Origin of the sequence: Rhizobium leguminosarum, assembly GCF_019798305.1 — a bacterium.
Classification (GTDB): domain Bacteria; phylum Pseudomonadota; class Alphaproteobacteria; order Rhizobiales; family Rhizobiaceae; genus Rhizobium; species Rhizobium leguminosarum_U.
Genome location: NZ_JAAXDD010000010.1, coordinates 129468 through 150977, shown reverse-complemented (window position 1 = coordinate 150977; position 21510 = coordinate 129468). Strand labels below are relative to the sequence as shown.

The 21510-nt window shown below is 54.9% G+C and carries 21 protein-coding genes; 19 read left to right on the top strand and 2 right to left on the bottom strand.

Annotation, left to right across the window (positions count from 1 at the left end; translation table 11 throughout):
• The first annotated feature begins 63 nt into the window (after window positions 1-63).
• Window positions 64-2040 carry an acyltransferase family protein gene (locus HFO99_RS19240; protein ID WP_222362910.1) on the top strand — a complete coding sequence of 659 codons (1977 nt, stop codon included), beginning with the start codon at window positions 64-66 and terminating at the stop codon, window positions 2038-2040.
• Between the two features lie 163 nt (window positions 2041-2203).
• Here the strand turns inward: HFO99_RS19240 and HFO99_RS19235 are convergent, their stop codons facing one another.
• Window positions 2204-3157, bottom strand: coding sequence for a GDP-L-fucose synthase (locus tag HFO99_RS19235; protein ID WP_315860487.1), 954 nt, complete (start codon window positions 3155-3157; stop codon window positions 2204-2206).
• The gene (gmd, locus tag HFO99_RS19230; RefSeq protein ID WP_222362908.1) at window positions 3158-4219 is read right to left on the bottom strand and encodes a GDP-mannose 4,6-dehydratase; all 1062 of its coding nucleotides are present in this window, start codon (window positions 4217-4219) and stop codon (window positions 3158-3160) included. It abuts the gene before it with no gap.
• 681 nt (window positions 4220-4900) lie between these two features.
• Here gmd and HFO99_RS19225 point away from each other — a divergent pair.
• The 18 genes from HFO99_RS19225 (at window position 4901) to HFO99_RS19140 (ending at window position 21393) form a co-directional block, all read left to right on the top strand.
• On the top strand, window positions 4901-6097 hold the full coding sequence (locus tag HFO99_RS19225; protein ID WP_222333436.1) for a glycosyltransferase: 1197 nt from the start codon (window positions 4901-4903) through the stop codon (window positions 6095-6097).
• Window positions 6098-6099: 2 nt separating this feature from the next.
• Window positions 6100-7035, top strand: coding sequence for a glycosyltransferase family 2 protein (locus HFO99_RS19220; protein WP_222362900.1), 936 nt, complete (start codon window positions 6100-6102; stop codon window positions 7033-7035).
• A gap of 28 nt (window positions 7036-7063) precedes the next feature.
• Window positions 7064-7498, top strand: a complete 435-nt coding sequence (locus HFO99_RS19215) for a hypothetical protein (RefSeq protein WP_222333439.1) — start codon at window positions 7064-7066, stop codon at window positions 7496-7498.
• Window positions 7495-8604 (top strand): DegT/DnrJ/EryC1/StrS family aminotransferase, encoded by a 1110-nt coding sequence (locus HFO99_RS19210; protein ID WP_222362898.1) that lies wholly within the window; start codon window positions 7495-7497, stop codon window positions 8602-8604. Before HFO99_RS19215 ends, HFO99_RS19210 begins: the two co-directional genes overlap by 4 nt.
• A complete protein-coding gene (locus HFO99_RS19205; protein ID WP_222333443.1) occupies window positions 8601-9371 on the top strand; it encodes a class I SAM-dependent DNA methyltransferase in 771 nt (256 codons plus the stop codon). Before HFO99_RS19210 ends, HFO99_RS19205 begins: the two co-directional genes overlap by 4 nt.
• 15 nt (window positions 9372-9386) lie before the next feature.
• Window positions 9387-10586 (top strand): glycosyltransferase family 4 protein, encoded by a 1200-nt coding sequence (locus HFO99_RS19200; RefSeq protein ID WP_261323224.1) that lies wholly within the window; start codon window positions 9387-9389, stop codon window positions 10584-10586.
• Window positions 10587-10670: 84 nt separating this feature from the next.
• Complete coding sequence (locus HFO99_RS19195; RefSeq protein WP_222363100.1) at window positions 10671-11549, top strand: ABC transporter permease; 879 nt, start codon at window positions 10671-10673, stop codon at window positions 11547-11549.
• Window positions 11549-12868, top strand: a complete 1320-nt coding sequence (locus HFO99_RS19190) for an ABC transporter ATP-binding protein (protein WP_222362895.1) — start codon at window positions 11549-11551, stop codon at window positions 12866-12868. Before HFO99_RS19195 ends, HFO99_RS19190 begins: the two co-directional genes overlap by 1 nt.
• Window positions 12865-13845, top strand: coding sequence for an NAD-dependent 4,6-dehydratase LegB (locus HFO99_RS19185; RefSeq protein WP_222362893.1), 981 nt, complete (start codon window positions 12865-12867; stop codon window positions 13843-13845). The genes HFO99_RS19190 and HFO99_RS19185 overlap by 4 nt, the downstream gene beginning before the upstream one ends.
• Window positions 13838-14551 carry a nucleotidyltransferase family protein gene (locus HFO99_RS19180; protein ID WP_003545678.1) on the top strand — a complete coding sequence of 238 codons (714 nt, stop codon included), beginning with the start codon at window positions 13838-13840 and terminating at the stop codon, window positions 14549-14551. Before HFO99_RS19185 ends, HFO99_RS19180 begins: the two co-directional genes overlap by 8 nt.
• Entirely contained in the window at window positions 14544-15389 is an 846-nt protein-coding gene (locus tag HFO99_RS19175) for an NAD-dependent epimerase/dehydratase family protein (RefSeq protein ID WP_222362892.1), read from the top strand. The genes HFO99_RS19180 and HFO99_RS19175 overlap by 8 nt, the downstream gene beginning before the upstream one ends.
• A gap of 1 nt (window position 15390) precedes the next feature.
• Complete coding sequence (locus HFO99_RS19170; protein ID WP_003545680.1) at window positions 15391-16461, top strand: radical SAM/SPASM domain-containing protein; 1071 nt, start codon at window positions 15391-15393, stop codon at window positions 16459-16461.
• A gap of 116 nt (window positions 16462-16577) precedes the next feature.
• Window positions 16578-17594 (top strand): N-acetylneuraminate synthase family protein, encoded by a 1017-nt coding sequence (locus tag HFO99_RS19165; protein WP_222362890.1) that lies wholly within the window; start codon window positions 16578-16580, stop codon window positions 17592-17594.
• Complete coding sequence (locus HFO99_RS19160) at window positions 17591-18268, top strand: cytidylyltransferase domain-containing protein (RefSeq protein WP_222333451.1); 678 nt, start codon at window positions 17591-17593, stop codon at window positions 18266-18268. The genes HFO99_RS19165 and HFO99_RS19160 overlap by 4 nt, the downstream gene beginning before the upstream one ends.
• Window positions 18250-19215, top strand: coding sequence for a PseG/SpsG family protein (locus HFO99_RS19155; protein ID WP_222333452.1), 966 nt, complete (start codon window positions 18250-18252; stop codon window positions 19213-19215). Before HFO99_RS19160 ends, HFO99_RS19155 begins: the two co-directional genes overlap by 19 nt.
• Window positions 19212-19913, top strand: a complete 702-nt coding sequence (locus HFO99_RS19150; RefSeq protein ID WP_222333453.1) for a WbqC family protein — start codon at window positions 19212-19214, stop codon at window positions 19911-19913. Before HFO99_RS19155 ends, HFO99_RS19150 begins: the two co-directional genes overlap by 4 nt.
• Entirely contained in the window at window positions 19910-20542 is a 633-nt protein-coding gene (locus HFO99_RS19145; RefSeq protein ID WP_222333454.1) for a PIG-L deacetylase family protein, read from the top strand. The genes HFO99_RS19150 and HFO99_RS19145 overlap by 4 nt, the downstream gene beginning before the upstream one ends.
• On the top strand, window positions 20527-21393 hold the full coding sequence (locus HFO99_RS19140) for a hypothetical protein (RefSeq protein WP_222333455.1): 867 nt from the start codon (window positions 20527-20529) through the stop codon (window positions 21391-21393). Before HFO99_RS19145 ends, HFO99_RS19140 begins: the two co-directional genes overlap by 16 nt.
• Window positions 21394-21510 lie beyond the last annotated feature (117 nt).

The window sequence follows — 21510 nt, the reverse complement described above, 5'->3', positions numbered from 1 at the left end:
CCACAAGCGCCGATCTTGCGCGCGGCGAAGTTACGCTCTCGATATCGAAGGCAGGCGCTAGCATTGAAGGTTTACAGACCAGAGATCGATGGCTTAAGGGCCATATCGGTGATCGCGGTTATCCTGTATCACGCCGAGTTCACGATTGCCGGCCACACGTTGCTGCAGGGCGGATACATCGGCGTCGATGTGTTTTTTGTGATCAGCGGCTTTCTGATTTCCCAAATCTTGTTGACAGAAATCGAAGCAACCGGGCGTATTGATTTCCTTAAGTTCTACGCCCGGCGTGCGCGAAGAATTCTTCCTGCGTTGTTCGCAGTCATTTTCGCGACAATTCCTTTCGCATATTACCTTTTATTACCATCGGAACTGCTGGATTACGCGAATTCCATAGGTTCGACGCTCCTATTTGGATCAAATATCTATTTTTATTTTACTGCGGCTCAGTACGGGGAGCCCAATACCCTTCTTAAGCCTTTTCTTCACACCTGGTCGTTGAGCGTCGAAGAGCAGTTCTATATTGGGTTTCCGCTCTTATTGCTGATCACACGCCGATACCTGAAATCAAGGTTTCTGCCATGCGTGTTGCTCGTGGCGTCCCTCAGCTTTGTATTGTGTGTGGTGACGGTACGGTATGATCAGCAGCAGGCCTTCTACTCGCCACTCACCCGGACCTGGGAACTGCTGGCCGGAACACTTCTCGCCTATCACCAGGTGAGGCGCGGACGAACTCGCCCTCGGCCGTTACTCGCGGCGGCCGGGCTTGTCCTCGTTGTTGGTTCACTGATCTTGTTCAGAAAGGACACGGTTCATCCCGGCGTGTTGACTGTGATCCCAGTCATCGGGACCTGTCTGGTGCTCGCATTTGCCGGTCATCAGGACGCAGTCGGGCGCCTGCTGGCTTCTCGGCCTGCGGTGCTCACCGGATTGGTCTCCTACTCCTTGTATTTGTGGCATTATCCGATCTTCGCCTTCTGGCGACTGACAAACTTGAATTTCGACAATGTGGACAAGTTTCTTGCCATCGCAGCGACGGCCCTGGTCGCCGCCGTCAGCTTTGTCGTCATCGAAAAGCCCCTTCGCCACACCAGGAGAAGCCGCGCTCTCTGGACCACCCTGAGCTCATCCGTTGTCACCATCACGGCTGCTGTCCTTTCAGCAATCTATATGGACGGTTTTCCTTACAGGCTGAATGAAGTCTATCCACCTCTCGCCCAGGCAAGCGAAGCACGGCTCGAAAGCACTTTTCTAAGCTTGAACAACAACATTCAAGCGGGGAAACCCGTTATCTTCATCATCGGGGACTCGCACGCCAGAAACTGGTCAATCGCGCTGAAAAATTACATCGATACCGACCGGTATCAAGTCGTGGCGCTCAGCTATTTGAACTGCATGGTTGAGATCAAGAACGATATTGTCAGGGCCCCCTCTCGTGCCAGCATTTACGATAAATACTGCATTCCCTTTGAAAAATTTATCAACGACAAATCATTGCTCAGCCGAACGAAAGCGATCTTTCTCACGAGCTTTCGGCCCTTTGAGTACACCGTCAACCCGTTCCGGTTCGAGCTTCTTTCCTGGATGAAAAGCCACTCGGATAATGCGCGAATTTTTGTTTTCGGGAACTATTTCCAGCTCGACCAATCGCACTGGTGCCTGGGGCTGATGCTTCAGAGAAAATCCGATGCCTCTATATGCCTGCGGGAAGCGACCTATCCGCTGGCCAACCAGCCTTTGGCGCAACTACCATTTTACCCATTCGATCTTGCGTTCACCTATGTCGATATCGTCAAGCTTCACTGCGATTACGACAAGGAGAAATGCCTCACCAGCAGCAGGGGTGTTCCGTTCATCACAGATTGGAACCATATGACAGCGGAATTTCTGATAAGCCTGATTGGTGACATTCTGGAAAAGAGAACCGCTGATCTGCGGAGTGACGGTCTCCTCGATTTCCTGGTGCCGCCGCGCGCCAGGCAGGCCGAACGAACGGCAAGTTCTCAGCCGAATGATGGCTCTACGTCTTCCCCTTCTCCATGAGATTGAGCGAACAGACGCCGGGAACGACGGTGAACTTGGTGTTCAAGTCCGGACTTTCGGCATACCCCATCGTCTCAATCAAGGGCAGCAGCCACGTCGTCTAAAGCTGACGGCTCACACGTCACGCCGATCGCCGCCCTTTGGAGTTCTAGATGCTCGACAGCTATTGTCGCGCCACGGCGGCGTTGCTTTCGAACTGCAGAAACCAATCATACACTGCGCGGATACCTTCCTCCAGCGAGATGCGTGGCTTCCACCCCATGTTCTTCAGCTTGTCGGTGCTCATAAGCTTACGCGGCGTCCCGTCAGGCTTGGAGAGGTCGTGGGCAATTTTTCCTTCGTAACCGACAACACGGCAAACCAACCGCGCGAGCTCGATGATTTCAATGTCCTCTCCCGAACCGACATTGACGTGCTGCGCGTCCGAATAGTTCTTCAACAGGAAAACCAGCGCATCCGCGCAATCGTCAACGTGGAGGAATTCCCGTCGTGGCTTTCCGGTTCCCCAGATGGCAATTTCGGATGCCCCCGTCGCCTTTGCGAGGTGCGCCTTGTGAATTAGCGCCGGCAGAACGTGACTTGATTGCAGATCGAAATTATCGCCCGGACCATAGAGGTTGGTGGGCATGGCAGAAATATAATCGCGTCCGTGCTGCTTGCGGTAGGCGTCGGCCAACTTGATCCCGGCAATCTTGGCGACAGCATACCACTCGTTGGTCGGCTCAAGCGGTCCGGTCAGAAGCGCATCTTCAGAAATCGGCTGCGGCGCGAATTTAGGGTAAATGCAGCTTGAGCCCAGAAACAGAAGCCTGTCGACGCCATTACGATGCGCGGCTTCGAAGATATTGGCCTCAATAATCAGGTTATCGTAGAGGAAATCGGCCGGGAAGGTATCGTTCGCAAGAATACCGCCAACCTTTGCGGCAGCGAGGATGATCGCATCCGGTCTGTTCGTCTGGACGAATTTCTCGACCTCGTCCTGCCGTTTGAGATCAAGTTCCTGTCGCGTTGCCGTGATGACAGCGCAATTTTCTGAGTGAAGCCTGCGCACAAGCGCGCTGCCGACCATGCCGCGATGACCGGCGACCCAGATTTTCTTGTTGGACAGGTCGGACACTCAGATCTCTTTCCGGCTGTTTTGAGCCTTCCAGTGTTTGACATCCTCCCGCACCATTTCGGCGGCGAGTTCGCGAACCGGGGTCTTGTGGTGCCAGCCCAATTTCTGACGTGCCTTGGTCGGGTCGCCAAGCAAAAGGTCGACTTCCGTCGGGCGGAAATACCGAGGGTCGATTTCCACAAGGCAGGCACCGGACGCGGAGTCATAACCCTTTTCGTCGACGCCGGACCCCTTCCATTCCAAAGCAATGCCCACGTCGGCAAAAGCCCACTCCACAAACTGGCGGACACTCGTCGTCTCACCGGTCGCCAAGACGTAGTCATCCGGCTTGTCCTGCTGCAGCATGCGCCACATGCCCTCGACATATTCACGCGCGTGGCCCCAGTCACGCTTGGCGTCGAGATTGCCGAGGAAAAGCTTATCCTGCCGCGCCAGATGGATGGCGGCCACCGCCATCGTGATCTTGCGCGTGACAAAGGTTTCGCCGCGGAGCGGGCTTTCGTGATTGAAAAGAATGCCGTTCGACGCATGCATGCCGTAGGCCTCGCGATAATTCACGACGATCCAGTAGGCATAGAGCTTGGCTGCGGCATAGGGAGAACGCGGGTAAAAGGGCGTCTTCTCGTTCTGCGGCACTTCCTGCACAAGACCGTAGAGTTCCGAGGTCGATGCCTGGTAGAATCGGGTCTTTTCCTCAAGCCCCAGGATACGGATCGCTTCGAGCAATCTCAACGTCCCGATGCCATCGGCATCCGCTGTATATTCAGGCGTTTCGAAGCTGACACCCACATGGCTCTGTGCGGCAAGATTGTAGATTTCATCGGGCTGCGTCTGCTGCACGATCCGCAGCAGGTTGGTCGAGTCGATCATATCGCCATAGTGGAGAATGAAGCGGGGATGGGTCTCATGCGGATCCTGATAGATATGTTCGATGCGGCCGGTATTAAAAGACGAGGACCGCCGCTTGATACCGTGCACCGTATAGCCCTTGCTCAGAAGCAATTCGGCCAAATAGGCACCATCCTGACCAGTCACCCCAGTAATAAGCGCGGTTTTTGTCATTTTTTCACATCGTCTTTCGATACAATCTTCGGGTCGTGTTTATGGAAACGGCCGAACGAGTGCAACCCCCATGTAACTGCGGCCAGGCTGGCGAAATGAGCATCGCCGATCTCTTCGGTTGACGTGAGACTGGCACAATGAGACCTGAGCTTTCCATTTGTCAGATGTCCAAGGGGATAAATATGATCCTGGTGACGGGACGAGCCGGCTTCATCTATGAATTTCGTGCTCGACTGGCTTGCGCTTTATGATAAGGGCAAGAGGTCATTTTGCCCTTTGGTTTGCTTTCCCGCTCCAGGTTTTGATGGCCATTCAAGCACCATAGAAGAAATAGTCGATCACTGTCTCAAGATTGCAACGACACCCTCCAAACAGGTGACCGGGCCGTTGTGGGTGTTGTCGTGATCGCAGGATATGCTAAGGCAAATACTAGGAAATAAGTAGGTGCAACTGAATGGATGACGTGGATGACCCCTCGCGCCAATTGGTGAGAGCGGCCTTTTGCGGATTTCCGTGACGATCAAGTCGTGACAGCATCCGCTAGCTGTGACCCCTTACAAAGGGGACGAGAAATTGAGGAGCGAGATCCACTGTGTCAGATTATCTGTGAAAGCGGTTCTCCGGCCTGATCGAAATGTGAAGTAGGCGTCTGCTGGCGCGGACGCCGAGGTTAGTCAAAGCATGAAAATTGGCATCTTGTTAGAAAACCCGATCCAGGTCGGTGGCGGATTCAATCAAGCAATCAATGCGATCGTACAACTCCAGCGTATCATCGGAAAACAGCACGAGGTCGTGGCTTTCACGACGATCAAAGCCAATCTGCAGCATCTCAAGCGGCTTGGAGTTCCCGCAGAATACCTGCCTGCCGCCGGAAGGCCATCTCGAATTGCACTCGCTGTGTTGCGCCGCTTAATCCGCAAAGAAATTGGCAAAGCGTGGATGGCAAAGAAGATTGAAAATGCGCTGCTGAAGGCAGGCATAGATCTGGCGTATTTCGTTACCCATTCCTCAACTCCGAACTATTTCCGCAAGCTCAACTACGTCACGACCGTCCTTGATGCCTGTCATCGGGACGATCTCGAATTTCCAGAAGTTAGCTCCGATGGCAGATTCGAAGAACGAGAGCGGCACTTTTGGACGTGCCTGCCACGTGCCGTCGCCGTCATCGTGGCATCACATCAGCTACTGAAAAGGATTGTCAGTCGCTACGGAATTGACGAAGAGCGCATGATTGCGATGCCGTTCGAGCCCTCTCCGTTCTTAAGTGAAGCGCATTCGATCGATCGCACAGCGGTGCTTGGCAATTACGGGCTGAGAGATGGCTATTATTTCTATCCGGCGCAATTCTGGCCTCATAAGAACCATGTCCGCATTCTTGAAGCGGTTTCACTCTTAAAACATAAGCTGGCCGTTGGTGCCGACATACGCGTGGTCTTTTCGGGTGCGGATCATGGCAATGTTGCCTGGATCAAACAGCAAGCTCGACAGCTGGGCGTATCTGACAATGTGACATTCCTCGGCTTCGTCCCGGTCGATCATATGCGCGCACTCTACGAAGGTGCTCTGGCCGTCGTGATGTCGACTTATTTTGGCCCAACCAATTTGCCGCCGTTAGAAGCTTGGGCGCTCGGTCGCCCGTTGATCTATTCCGCGCACCTTAACGAGCAGATCGGTGACGCGGCGTTGCTGGCCGATGCTGATGACGCCGGGCAGTGGGCCGACGCCATGTTACGCATCCGAGATCCTGCGGTGGCAGTTGATCTGATCGAAAAAGGGCGTAAGCAGCTAAAGGTGGTCGATGCGGAGCGGCTCGAAGCCGAGACTCTATTCGCACGCAGGCTCGAACATTTTGTGCAGCGTAGAAAATGCTGGGAATAATCATGGAATGCGCACCGGTCATACTTTTTGTCTTCAATCGTCCCATGCATATGGCACGGACCGTCGCTGCATTGCAGGCAAACGAATTGGCGGAACAGACGCCGCTGTTCATTTTTTGCGACGGTCAGCGCAATGAAAAAGAAGCGGAGCGCGTGCGCCAGGTCCGTGAACTGGCAAAGACGGTAACTGGTTTCAAGGCAGTTACTATCGTCGAGCGTGAAAAAAACTATGGTCTTGCCGGCTCCATCATCGATGGGGTCGGGCGCCTGTGCGAACAATATGGCCACGTCATCGTCGTCGAGGATGATCTGATAACCTCGCCTGACTTCCTGCGCTATATGAATCATGGGCTGAATCTTTATGCAGACGAGGAACGCGTCGCCAGCATCCACGGCTATGCCTATCCGGTCGCAAGTGACGATGCTCCTGACAGCTATTTTTTACGTGGGGCGGACTGTTGGGGATGGGCCACTTGGGCCCGGGCATGGAAACATTTCGAACCCGACGGAGCAAAGCTGCTGAAGGCGCTGAAAGAGCGGCGCCTCGCCAGAGCTTTCGATTATGAAGGGAATGCCTTTTTCCTCGCGATGCTGCGCAATCAAGTCAAAGGCAAGAATCAATCCTGGGCGATCAGGTGGCATGCCAGCGCTTATCTGGACAATATGCTGACTCTCTACCCTCGCCAGAGTCTCGTGGTGAACTCAGGGTTTGATGGCAGCGGAGCCCACTGCAGCGACGTCGATTATTACGCCGGCAGCCTCGGGCATGCGCCAAAGAAATTGAAAAAGATCCCCGTTGAAGTTAACGAACAAATGCGACTGCGCGTGCTGGGCTTTTTCGCGGAGATGCGCCGCCAGCGGAAGAATGATTTTTACAAACTCGTATTCTCGGCCGGGGTCAAGCGTATACGCAAAGTAGTCCGTTTTGCAGCATCCTGACGCACCCGCCGATTTGGGAAAGAGAAGCATGATAGAAAAGATCGTGAACGGCGGCGAACTACAGGCCATGATATTGCGGGCGAACTACACGTTCGACGGCATCCAGTTTTTCACGCCGGACGAATTCTCGCAGCAACTTGCCTATATGAAGCGACCGACCGGCTATGTCATCCAACCCCACGTCCACAACGCCGTCGCGCGCGAGGTCCTCTATACGAAGGAAGTTCTGCTTATAAAGTCGGGCGTTGTCCGCGTGGACTTCTATTCCGACTCGCAGGAATACTACGAAAGCGCGATCCTGCGCGCAGGCGACGTCATACTGCTGGCCTTCGGCGGACATGGTTTTGAAATTATCGAAGAAGCTGAAATCATCGAAGTCAAACAGGGACCTTACGCTGGGGAATCCGACAAGACGCGATTTGTACCGTCGGTGCGCGAACTGAAGATAAAGGGTGCCGAATGATTCCGGTTAATGAACCGTTGCTGAATGGTAACGAGAGTAAGTATCTGCTGGAATGTATCGAGACCGGCTGGATTTCCTCCGAAGGCCCCTTCATCACACGTTTTGAGCGTGAGTTTGCCGCGACTGTCGGCCGCAAGCACGCAATCGCCGTTGCGAATGGTTCGATGGCTCTCGACGCTGGCATGATGGCGCTTGGTCTGGAGGAAGGCACTGAGGTCATCATGCCATCCTTCACGATCATTTCCTGCGCCGCAGCCATCGTGAGAGCCGGTTGTGTGCCGGTTGCGGTGGACTCGGACCCTCTCACCTGGAATATCGATCCGGCGAAGATCGAAGCAGCTATCACGCCGAAGACGCGCGCCATCATGGTGGTGCATATCTACGGCCTGCCCTGCGATATGACCGCGATCAACGAGATCGCCCGCCGCTACGACCTCAAGATCATCGAAGACGCTGCAGAAATGCATGGACAGACATATAACGGCCAGCCTTGCGGCAGTTTCGGCGATGTCAGCATTTTCAGCTTCTATCCCAATAAGCACATTACCACAGGCGAAGGTGGCATGATCGTCACCGATTCCGACGCCTTTGCCGACAGATCCCGGAGCCTGCGAAATCTCTGCTTCCTGCCCGCCCGCCGCTTCGTTCACGAGGAACTGGGCTGGAATATGCGTATGACGAATATGCAGGCGGCTCTGGGTTGCGCGCAGCTTGAGCGCCTTCCGGAATTCGTCGAGCGCAAACGTGCGATGGGCAGACTGTATACCGAGTTGCTTCAGGACCTGCCCGGCATTCAACTGCCGTTACCCGAGACAAGCTATGCCCGGAATATCTATTGGGTCTATGGCATCGTGCTGAAGGACGAAATCGATTTCGACGCAGCCGAAGCGATGAAACGATTGGCGGCTAAAGGCGTGGGCTGCCGCCCGTTTTTCTGGCCGATGCACGAGCAGCCCGTTCTGCAGAAGATGGGCTTCTTCAAGGACGCAGATCTTCCGATCGCCGCAAAGCTTGCGCGCCGCGGCTTCTATATTCCAAGCGGCATGGCGCTAAGGGAAGATCAAATTCGCGAAGTCGCGGGTATCGTAGCGGAGGTCATCCGTTGACGACCAGTTTCGGATTGTACTCCCAGTATTACGATCTTCTCTATAAGGACAAGGATTACGAGGGCGAAACAGCTTATGTGAAAGCTCTGCTGGAGCGTTATGCCACCGGCCCAATCTCGCAGATTCTGGAACTCGGCTCCGGCACCGGTATTCACGCCGAGAAGATGGCAGAAGCCGGATATGGGGTGCTGGGGGTAGAGCTGTCGGAAACCATGCTTGCGGCGGCCATGGCGAAGGCGGCACAGTCGGGCGGCAAACTTGATTTCACGCTGGGCGATGCACGCACATTCCGGACGGATCGGCGATTCCAGGCGGTCATCTCCCTTTTTCATGTTCTGAGCTATCAGACGTCCGATGCCGATCTCGAAGCGATGATCGAGACTATTTCCTATCATCTCGAAGATGGCGGAATTTTCATATTCGACTTCTGGTACGGACCAGCAGTCCTTTGGCAGCGGCCGAGTACCCGCGTCAAGCGCTTGGAAAACGATGAAATTTCCGTCGTTCGCGTCGCTGAGTCGGTCGTTCATGACGCCGAGAACGTCGTGGATGTCAATTACACGATCTTCGCGACGGAGAAGCTGAGCGCCAAGACCGAAATGGTTTGCGAAACCCACCGCATGCGCTACCTCTTCCTGAACGAGATAGACCGCCTGTTGACGAATGCGGGGATGAGCCGTGTGATTGCCGAAGAGTGGATGTCCGGTTCGACTCCGGGGACCGAAACCTGGGGCGTCTGTGTCGTAGCGCGCAAGAACGCGGGCTGACTGTTGGCGATACATTTGGACAGCCGAATTACCTTGCGTCGGAAGAGGATTGGTTTCTATCTCGGAGTAGGCCGCCATGCTGGTGGTATGTTCCAGTACGCGCAAAGCCTCGTGCAGGCCCTGTCATCAATCAACGGCACGGACGTGGAGGTCATCGTTGCCTATGGGGACGAAGCCTGGCGCTCTGAACTTAATGCCAGCCCGCTGAAGGCCGTCCCGCTGCAGCACTGGAAGCGGGGCGAGACACTTGCCAAGCTGTTCATGGTTCTGCCCGGCTCCGTAGCGCGTGTCGTCGCCAGACGGATGAATCCACTCGTGCAGGAATTGGCATCTCTCCAATGTGATCTGTGGATTTTTCCGGCTCAAGACGCCCTGACCTGGCAGATCAAGGAGCCCTCGATCGCAACCGTTCACGATTTGATGCACAGATACGAACGCAGCTTCCCGGAAGCCGGAAGCTGGTTGCGCTTTCAGCTGAGAGAAAGCCGGTTCCGTCACCTTGCGAACCAGAGTGCTGCCGTGCTCGTCGATTCCGAAACCGGGCGGCGGCATGTCATGGAAAGCTACGGCACGCCAGAAGATCACATATATCCGCTGCCTTACATAGCTCCGAACTATCTTACGGATTCGGTCGAGACGCCCGCCTTCGCCGAACGCTACCGGCTTCCGGAAAAATTCTATTTTTATCCGGCACAATTCTGGCCTCACAAGAATCACTTGCGGCTCGTGCAAGCGCTGGCAGCCGCGCGCACGATTCATCCGGACATGGAACTGGTATTGGCGGGCAACACACAGCGTGAATATGCGGCCGTCAAAACGAGGGCAAGCGAGCTTGGGCTATCCCAAGCTGTTCACTTCGTCGGTTATGTGCCGGATTCGGATCTGGCTGGGTTTTATCATCGTGCCAGAGGGTTGGTCATGCCGACTTTTTTCGGCCCGACAAACATCCCGCCGCTTGAAGCGATGGTCTGTGGCTGTCCCATCTTGATCTCAGACAAGTATGGAATGCGTGAACAGTGCGGTGACGCAGCGCTTTATTTCTCGCCCCAATCCGTCGAGGAAATACAAAGAGCGATGAGCCGCCTGTGGGAAGACGAAGCCCTATCTTCCGTTTTGATCAAAAAGGGACTTGAAAGAGCTTCCTTGTGGAAGCAAGAGGATTTCGACCACCGTCTAAAAGACATTTTGGGGCGTGTCCTCGCTAAAGTCGCGTGATACATGGGTTGCTCCACGCAACCCCCTCAGGCCTTAGAAAATATGGCGCGGCTGACCGCTAACGGAGAGTTTGAGCATACTGATATGACAGGTCACCTGACGAAGCGGGAAAGTGAGATCGGAACCGAATCCTGGGATATAATCATCAGGCCGTCCGGCAAGACAGGCGTCGGGCTGACGGCTGCGTGGAAATATCGTGAACTTATCTGGATGTTCTTTAAAAGGGATTTTACGACTTTCTACAAGCAAACCGTACTTGGACCGGTTTGGTATCTCATACAACCGACACTGACGACGATCACCTATTACATCGTCTTCGGAAAGATTGCCAATCTCTCCACCGATGGAATTTCCCCGCTTATCTTTTATATGTCCGGCACCATTATCTGGAATTATTTCTCAGCTTGCCTCACCAATAACTCAGAAACATTTTCGAAAAACTCGAACTTGTTTGGAAAAGTGTATTTCCCCCGGCTAGTCGTACCACTCGCAGTGGCGATGAGCGGCCTGGTCGCATTTGCCATCCAATTCACGCTTCTGCTTACAATCTCTTTTGTCCTCTGGCTTAGCCAGGATGGAATGGTGATCAACTTGCGTTTCGTTTTGGCGACACCGCTGATTTTGCTCTATGTTGCGACGCTTGGTGTGGGCGCGGGGCTCGCGGTTTCCGCGCTGACAGTCCGATATCGCGATCTGGTTTACGCCGTCGGTTTCGTGGCTCAACTTTGGATGTATGCGACACCCGTCGTCTACTCCTACAGCCAAATTCCGGAACGATATCAATGGTTTTATCATCTGAATCCGATGACGACACCGGTTCAGCTATTTCGCTGGGCATTGTACGACGCGTCGCCGCTCCCACTTAGCGTTTGCCTGGCGAATGTGACCGCCACTCTGGTGATTATGATTGGCGGTTTGATACTTTTCGCACGGGCCGAGGCAACCGCTATGGATACGGTCTGATGAATGAAATCGTTGTACGCGCCGAGAATGTCAGCAAGCATTATCGGCTGGGAATCATCAATCACGGTACCTTATATCGCGACCTTCAAAGCTGGTGGGCGCGGCGGCGCAACCTGCCCGACCCGAATGTCTCCATGTCGGATTACGCATTCGACCGAAAGAACAAGACCCGCTTTAACAATGATATTTTCCGTGCCCTCGATGAGGTCTCTTTCGAGATTTCCCGCGGCGATATCGTTGGTGTCATCGGCCGCAATGGCGCAGGAAAATCGACCCTTCTGAAGCTGATGTCTCGCATAACGCGTCCGACATCGGGCTACATCGGCATTCGAGGTAGGATTGCAAGCCTGTTGGAAGTTGGAACCGGCTTCCACCCCGAGCTCACTGGGCGTGAAAACGTTTACCTGAACGGCGCCATTCTCGGGATGACGCATGCCGAGGTTCGCAGGAAATTCGATGAAATCGTCGAGTTCGCAGAAATTGGCGAGTTTATCGACACCCCGGTCAAACGGTACTCTTCAGGCATGTATGTCCGGCTTGCCTTTTCCGTTGCGGCACATCTCGACCCTGAAATCCTTCTTGTCGACGAGGTTCTCGCAGTTGGTGATGTCAACTTCCAGAACAAATGCATGGGCCGGATGCAGGAGGTGACCAAGGCGGGTCGGACAATCATGTTCGTCAGCCACAATATGACGGCAGTGAGCAGTCTTTGCCCCCGTTCCATTCTACTGTCCGACGGACGGGTGGCTGCCATAGGCGACACGTCAGATGTAATACGCGCTTACTTCGACCGACCTGAGCTTAGTGGGAAGATACATTTTGAAGCGGCGCCCAAGGATATTGAGGGCAAGGCCGTCATATGTCGGCTTTCCATTCAAAATGAAGATGGCGAAATTTCTCAAACCGTTGAGCTGACAAAGAACTTTATCATCGAGGTTGAGTATGAGCTGCGCGAGCCAATGACGGGGCTGTCGGTCGGACTGCAGATCATGATGGAGGATGGCTACTCCGCAGTCATCAGCCTATCTGATCCGGAGCTTGATGTAAGCCGCCTCGATGTCAGACCTCCAGGTTATTATCGGGCGCGAGTGGTCATCCCGGCCGGCTTGTTGAACACCGGAACTTTCTATCTCCGCGCAGGCATTTCCAGCCGTTTTTCGATCTATTCGGTGGTTGAAGGCATACGGTTCGAGGTCGAAGACAATGTCGGGATCATCCAGATGCTCGGGCAGCAGCGAAAGCCGTCGATCTCGGCGATCCAGCTCCCCTGGGATGTGAAGATGCTTTATCTCCGCGATTCTAAAGGCCTATTGAAATGAAGAAAGTACTCGTGACCGGTGCGGACGGCTTCATCGGCTCTCACCTCGTTGAAACATTGGTCAAGGCAGGCGTGGAAGTCCGCGCCCTTTGCCAGTACAACTCGTTTTCCAGCTGGGGCTGGCTGGACCAGTCTGAATACCGCGGCAAGTTCGAGGTCATTCTTGGAGACGTTCGCGACCCAGCGCAAATGCGTGCCGTCGCTAAAGGCGTTGACACGATATTTCATCTGGCCGCGCTCATCGCTATTCCCTATTCCTATCAGGCGCCGTCCAGCTATGTGGACACCAACATTAATGGCACGTTGAATGTGCTTCAGGGCGCTCTCGATGCCAGCGTTGGCCGCGTCATCCAGACCTCGACCAGTGAGGTCTACGGAACGGCGCGTATTGTGCCAATCAGCGAAAGCCATCCGCTGCAGGCACAGTCGCCCTATTCGGCGTCAAAAATCGGTGCTGACGCGATGGCCTACAGCTATCATTCGAGCTTCGATCTGCCGGTGACGATCGCACGGCCTTTCAACACTTTCGGCCCGCGACAATCTGCAAGGGCGGTTATTCCGACAGTGATTTCGCAGCTTCTGAGCGGGCGGACGATGCTGAAGCTTGGTGCGCTCTCGCCCACCCGGGATTTCAATTTCGTGCAGGATACATGCGACGGCTTTCTGGCGCTCGCAGCCTGCGACGAAGCCATCGGCCTGACGGTCAATATCGGCTCCGGCAGCGAAATATCGATCGGCGATACCGTTCGGCTGATCGCCGACGTCATCGGCGTCAGCGTGGAGATCGAATGCGATGAACAGCGTTTGCGTCCGAGAAATAGCGAAGTGGAGCGTTTGTGCTGCGACAACAGCCTGATCAAGTCTCTGACAGGATTTTCGCCGCGTTACAGCTTGGAAGATGGTCTGAAAGCGACGATCGACTGGCTGCGTCAGCCGCAGAATCTGGCGAGATACAAGGCGGATATCTTCAATGTCTAGGCGCGCAGTCATTCTGGCGGGCGGAATGGGAACGCGGTTGCGGCCCTATACTGTCGTACTTCCAAAGCCTCTGATGCCGATCGGCGATTATCCTATTCTTGAGGTGATCATTCGTCAGCTGATCTCGGGCGGATTTCAGCATATAACGCTTGCCGTCAACCATCAGGCGGAACTGATCAAGGCTTTTTTCCAGGATGGCGACAAGTGGGGTGTACGTATCGACTATTCGCTCGAGGACGAGCCTCTCGGCACCATGGGGCCGCTACGGCTGATAAAGGATCTGCCGGAGAATTTCCTGGTGATGAACGGAGACATTCTGACAGATCTGAACTATGCCGATTTTCATGATGCTCACGTCCGCGACGGAAATATATTCACGATCTCGTCCAAGACGCGTCAGCATCGCATAGACTATGGCGTTCTTGACACCGGCGAGGCCGGGCTGCTGACCGGTTTTCGAGAGAAACCGACAGCTGAATACAAGGTCAGCATGGGTGTCTACATGGTGTCTTCGAGGGCCGTCGAGCACATACCGCAAGGTGGTGCCTACGGCTTTGATCAGTTGATGCTTGATCTTCTTGCGGCCGGCAAGCCGGCCACGGTTCGAGATTTTGCGGGCTATTGGCTCGATATCGGACGGCCTGACGATTATGCCTTGGCGATCGAGCAGTTCGAATCCATGCGGTCCAGGTTCTTGAATGGCTGATGCCATCGTCACCGGTGCTGGCGGTTTTCTCGGGAGCCGTCTGGTCAGACGGCTCAAGGAGGCCGGTTTCGACGTGCTTGCGCTTGACCGAACACATGGAGATATAAGCGAAGAAAAGGTTTGGCAGGAGCTTCCCGCCGCACGCACGCTGTTTCACCTTGCCGGCAGGACATTCGTCCCGGATAGCTGGACACAAGGCCCGAGTTTCACGGCCGCCAACGTCCTCGGAACGCAACACGCTTTGAGCTGGTGCAAGCGACACAAGGCCAAACTCGTGTTCGCAAGCGCCTATATCTACGGGGTGCCCGAGCGGCTGCCGATCCATGAAAGCGATCCGGTCAGGCCGAACAACCCTTACGCTCTTTCCAAACATCTTGCCGAACAGCTTTGTGAGTTCGCCGCCACGCACGAGCAGATACCGGTGGTGGTATTGCGTCTATTCAACATATATGGCGCAGGGCAGCGACCCGAATTTCTGATACCGACGCTTCTGAACCGGATACGGGCGAAGCAGGAAATACAGGTCCTGGATCTCAGTCCCCGGCGTGACTATATCTTCGTTCACGATGTCCTGAGCGCCTTTGCCAAGGCCATGGACGTCGCGGAAGGCTACCATTGCATCAATATCGGCTCCGGAATGTCGTATTCGGTGCAGGAAATAATCGACATCTTGCAAGAAGCTGCCGGCACTGCTCTACCTGTAGTGTCATCTTGCACAGTTCGGCGGAATGAAATACCTGACGTGCGGGCCGATATCACGCGGGCTCGCGCCGTTCTCGGATGGCGACCGGAATGGGATCTGCCGGCCGGAATCCGCGCGATGATGAAGGAGTCGTAAATTGAACGAACGTTACGTTCCGATCAACAAGGGCAACTACTCGATGGACACGGTCGAGCGCGAAGCCGCGTTCGACAAATTCCGGGGCGAAGGGTGGGAAGCCGAATACGCAGATTACCGTCGCAAATGGTCAGAATATGCTCTGAACCAGCAGGTTTCGGACTATCCGCTGCTCGTCGATCTCGAGCTGGCATCGATCTGCAATCTGCGTTGCCCGATGTGTTATACGATCAGCGACGAGTTCAAGAAAAGTGTGAACACGACGCGGATGGACTGGGATCTCTACTGCCGTATCATCGATGAGATCGGCGGCAAGGTTCCTGCGATCCGCCTGTCGCTGCGGGGCGAGGCCACGCTGCACAAGCGCTTCGCCGACTGTGTGCGCTATGCCAAGGACCATGGGATCAAGGAAGTCTCGACCCTCACGCACGGCTTCAAGCTCAACAGAGACTATTTCGCTCAGCTCGTCGATGCCGGCATCGACTGGATCACCGTTTCGATCGATGGCACCGGTGAGACCTACGAGAAAATCCGCAAGCCAATCAAGTTCGAGGCCCTGCTCGACAAGATCAAGGACATCAAGAAGTACAAAGACGAGCGTGGTCTCCATCGTCCGGTCATCAAGGTGCAAGGCATCTGGCCGGCGATCAGGGAAAATCCGGATCTCTATTATGAAACCTTTGCGCCTCACGTAGATCTTGTCGCCTTCAACCCGCTGATCGACTACCTCGGAAACGATTCTGACGTTCAGTATCTGGATAATTTCACCTGCCCACAGCAATACCAGCGCCTCGTTATCGGCGCCGACGGGCTTGTGATGAAGTGCTCGAACGACGAGGAAAATCGCGAAGTCATTGGTGACGCGACGACGGAGACGGTACACCAGATTTGGCACGGCGAAAAAATGAATGCAGTGCGCGCCTTGCACAAGGAACCGCAGGGCTTCTTGAAAAGCGAAGTATGCCGCCGATGCTACCTGCCTCGCCTGACGGATGACGAGCCGACCGAAATCTGCGGCCGGAAAGTGATCGTCCGAAATTACGTGGATCGGGCTCAGGAAATCGGAAAATAGAGAAGCAGCCGGGAGTCGTATACCGGTCGTGTGCGGGATGACATCGCACAGAGCTGGACTGAGCTGTGTTACCGCCATTGGAACGCCGGCTGTATAGTGAATTGCGGGAGTAGCAGATGTTCCGGAACTACCGACCTGACCGGTGTTATATTATCGCCGAAATCGGCGGGAATTTTACGACTTTTGATCAGGCAAGACGGCTGATCGACGAGGCCAAGGCGTCCGGCGTGGATGCTGTCAAGCTCCAGACTTATCGCGCAGAGACCCTGTCGAGCCGCAACGCCATGTTCGATATGGAAAACACCGGCGTTACCTCGCAATTCGAGCTTTTCCGTAAATATGAAATCGGTCACGAGCTTCACGAAGCGGTTTTCCGCTATGCCGAGGAGCAAGCGCTGGACTGGTTTTCGTCTCCCTCGCATGAAACGGATGTCGACCTGCTCGAGCAGTGTGGAGTTGGCGCCCACAAGGTAGGTTCGGACGATGCAGTCAACATTCCCTTTCTTCGCTATCTGGCAAAAACGGGCAAGCCGATAATCCTGTCGACGGGGATGTCGACGCTTGAAGAGGTTCGGGAATCCGTCGCCGCAATCAAGGAAGCCGGCAACGACAAGCTCATTCTGCTGCACGCCATCACAAGCTATCCGACGCATCCGGAAAATGTGAACCTGCGTGCAATACAAACGATGATGGAGGCGTTTCCGGATCTCGACGTTGGCTATTCCGACCATACGCTGACCCCGGTCGCAAGCCTTTGTGCCGCCGCGATGGGTGCACGGGTTATAGAGCGGCATTTCACCTACGACAAAACCGCCGACGGTCCCGACCACATGCTCTCGGCCGATCCAGCAGAAATGAAATGGCTTGTGGACGCGATACGTGCGTTCGAGGTGATGAAAGGCAGTGGTCGCAAGGAACCGGCCGCCAGTGAAGCGACGACCAGATTGAACAACCGCAAGAGCATTGTCGTCAATCGACCGCTCAAAGCCGGCCATGTCATCTCTGTCGGCGATATCTCGGTGAAGCGACCTGGGACAGGGATTGAACCGAAGCATCTCGACACTCTTGCGGGGCGACGGCTCGCGAAAGATCTCGATGCGGACGCCGTTCTCCAGTGGAGCGATCTGGCGTGACGCTTGGAATCATTATCCAGGCGCGGATGGGATCGACCCGATTGCCGGGAAAGGTGCTTCGCGACATTTCCGGCAAGCCGCTTCTCGGACATGTCCTGGGTAGGCTTCAGATGTTGAAGCGGCCTGCCAGGATTGTCGTTGCGACCTCATCGGCCAGCGAGAACGATATTATCGAAGCCTGGTGCCTTGAGCACGGCGTAAGCTGCTTTCGTGGCGATGAAACCGATGTTCTCGATCGTTATTATCAATGCGCAGAATCGCTCGGAATGTCCGACATTGTTCGATTGACCGCAGATAATCCTTTCACTGACATCGAGGAGCTCGAGAGGCTAATCGATCTGCACCATAGGCAGGGATTCGACTACACGCATGCGTTCGGCCAGTTGCCGATCGGCGTTGGCGCCGAGATATTTACGTTCGAAGCCTTGGCGCGCAGTCATCGCGAGGGAAAGCTGCCGCACCATCGCGAGCACGTGAATGAATACTTCACCGATCGGCCGGAACTGTTCAAGATCGGCCAGCTTGAGGTGCCGCCGGCCAAAATATCCCCCGAACTACGCCTGACGGTAGATACTGAAGAAGACTGGAGACGTGCTTGTGCTCTTGTAGTGAGCGGGGGTGGGAACTGGCTCGGGACAGAAGAAGCGATCAGACTATGTTCGTCTTCTGCATAGAAAGTTCGCATGCACGCGGCATGGGGCATCTGTTTCGGTCACTGACGCTCGCCACCGAACTGCGTTCGCGCGGTCATCCGGTCCTATTTTTAGCGAACGATCATCCGAATTCGTTGAGGATCATCCGGGAGCGCCGCTTTGACGTGGCGCTTTATGATCTCGCCTCCGTGACGGGATGGGAGAATGGCTTTATTGAACCCGATGCATCATCTTCAGTCTGGATTAATGACCGCCTGAACACGCAGCGATCCCACAGCGAGGCGATTAAGCGTTTGGGCGCCAAGCTCGTTACCTTTGATGATCGTGGTGATGGCGCGGAACTTGCCGACATGAATATCTGCGCTCTCCTGTTCGAAAAGACTGAGGGTCTCAAGGGCAAGGATGTTCGGCTGGGAGTGGAGTACATGATACTCAATCCTGAAATCGCGGCGTATCGCAGGATTCGGCAAAGCCTTGCATCGATACTCGTCACGCTCGGAGGCGCCGATACCTACGGCGTGACGGTCCGCGTCGCCAAATGGCTGACCAGCAAGTCTTTTCCCGTCACCATCGTCACAGGCCCGAGCTTCCAGCACATGGCGGAGCTTGAAGGGGTCGTCGCGATCGCTGCACCGGGTCGGTTCAAACTGCTCAACCAGGTGCCGTCGCTTGCGGCAGAGATGCATGGACACGATCTGGCGATTACCGGCGGCGGTGTCACCCCATTCGAAGCCTGTGCGGCTGGCTTGCCGTGCGTGGTGATCGCCAACGAACCTTTTGAAATCCCGGTCGGGCGTGCGCTCGAGGAGCTTGGAGCAGCGTTCTTTGCCGGGCATCACTCGGCATTCGATCTCGGCATCCTGGAAAAGCCGATCCCCATCAGGACCATGAGCGAGACTGCCATGGCCAAGGTCGACCTTGGCGGGGTCGGCCGCGTTGCCGATCTGCTGGAAAGATTGGCTGCATGACTCTGACAGCGGTGATCCATCAGCCGGACTTTGCATCCTATCTCGGCTTTTTTCAGCGTTTTCTGAACGCCGACCTCTACATCGTTCTGGATCATGTTCAGTTCGTCCATGGCACGAGCAAAAGCTGGACGCACCGTGACAAGATAAAGACGGCACAAGGCGACCGCTGGCTCACCGTCGGAATTAGAAAGCCAAGCTTCGGTACACCGATCAATGCGGTGGAACTGGCACCCGGCACAGGATGGATAGACCAGAACCTTTCCCTGCTTCGGGAAAACTATCGCAGATCTAACGGTTGGAGTGAGGTCTTTCCCCGTATAGAGGTGCTCTATGGCAGGCGGTTCGAGCTGCTGGCCGATTTCAACATGCATTTCCTCGAAGGAATCCTGGATATGCTTGAAGTCACCATGCCGATGGTACGATCAAGCACTCTAAGCCCCGAGGGTCATAGGAACGAATTGCTTGTCGAACTGCTGCGCAAAGTGGGAGCAACACGTTATCTCTCGGGTCTCGGCGCGCGCGACTATATGCGGCCGGAGGTGTTTGAGGCAGCCGGAATCGAAATCGAATGGCAGCATTTCGTCCACCCGGTTTATCCACAGCCATTCGGCGAGTTCATTCCCTATCTCAGCATTCTCGACACACTATTGAATTGTGGTATTGCAGGCACGCGTGACCTGCTCTGGAGTTGCAAATGAATATTCTCGCGATCGGTGCCCATTTTGACGACGTGGAACTAGGCTGTGGCGGTGCATTGGCGCGCCATGCGGCAAACGGAGACACGGTTTACGTCTATGTCGCGACCGTATCCGGCTTTTCCAACCAATATGACCAGTCCGTCCGCAGCAGCCAGGTCGCCAGGGCGGAAGCGGATGCTGCGATGGAAATCCTCGGCGTCCAGAAAATGTTTTGCGGCGAGTTCAAAACGCTCCAGATCGAATTCGTCGACCCGCTGAATATCGAGATCCTCAAGCTCGTGCAGGATCTGAAGATCGATATGGTCTACACCCACTGGGTCGGAGACATCCACCATGACCATCTTGCCTTGTCGCGGGCGTCGCTGCACAGCTGCCGCCATGTGCCGCGCCTGCTGATGTACCGCAGCAACTGGTATCATTCGACGGTCGATTTCAGGGGGAATTTCTACGTCGACATCACCTCCCATTGGGACCAGAAGGAAAAGGCAATCCTTGCCCATGAATCCGAGATGGAGCGCACAGGGCGGAAATGGGTGAGCTTCTTTCGCAATGAAGCGGAGAACGCCGGCCAGCGCATCGGTGTGCAATACGCGGAGGTTTTTGAGGTGGTAAAGTGGCTGCAGCTTTGAGAAAGATTTTGACCTTTGGTTCCATGCTGCTCCCCTATGGTGTGCATGAGCTGAAGCGCAGGCTAAAAAATCGTCACAAGTTATCTGCTGATGTCGCGAGATCGCTGGCAGAAAATCGACAGCTTGCTGGTCTGCACGCGGGGCAGCGCTGTTTTATTTTAGGCAATGGCCCGAGCGTCAAGGGCTTGGATCTGTCGCGACTTCAAGGCGAAAGCGTTATAACCGTTTCCAACGGTTATCTGCACTCCGATTTCGACAAGTTCCAGTCTCGTTATCATTGTGTTCCGCAAATTACCTACGGATTGATGACATCGGAGGACGTGGTCCGCTGGTTCGACGAGATGCATGCGCACCTGGGCGCCGCGGAACTGTTCCTCAGTTCCACGGAAGCGGAGCTGGTTCAAAAACATAATCTGTTTTCAGGGCGGACAGTTCGCTATCTCGTGCTGCGCGAAAGCTTCGACGAAAGGCCATCAGTGGAAATCGTCGACATCTCTAAACCGGTGCCTGGTGTCGATTCGGTGCCGGTGATGGCCTTGATGATAGCAATGTATCTTGGTTTCAAAGAGATCATCCTCCTCGGCGTCGACCACGATCGTTTCCTGTCATCACCCTACCAATACGCATTCGAACTCAAGGTGCAAAAGGGGAAAGATCTCACCGTAAACGCGGACGGCACCCCGGCAAGGAACCGTCACGACGACTTTCAGCAGGCGGCTCGGCTATGGCGACAATATCGAGCCCTCGCAAATATCGCGCGAGCGAATGATATCCGCATCTTCAATTCCACACCCGGTGGGGCGCTGGACGAATTTGAGAGGCGGCCTTTCCAGACTTGGTTCGAAGAATGAAGCGCCTTCATCCTGCGTCAATATTGGTTGATGGAACATACGCGCGGTTCGCTGTCGCCGATGTGTCTTTTATGAAACGCCCTGATTTCTGTTGGTTCGTAAGGAAAGACGACAATA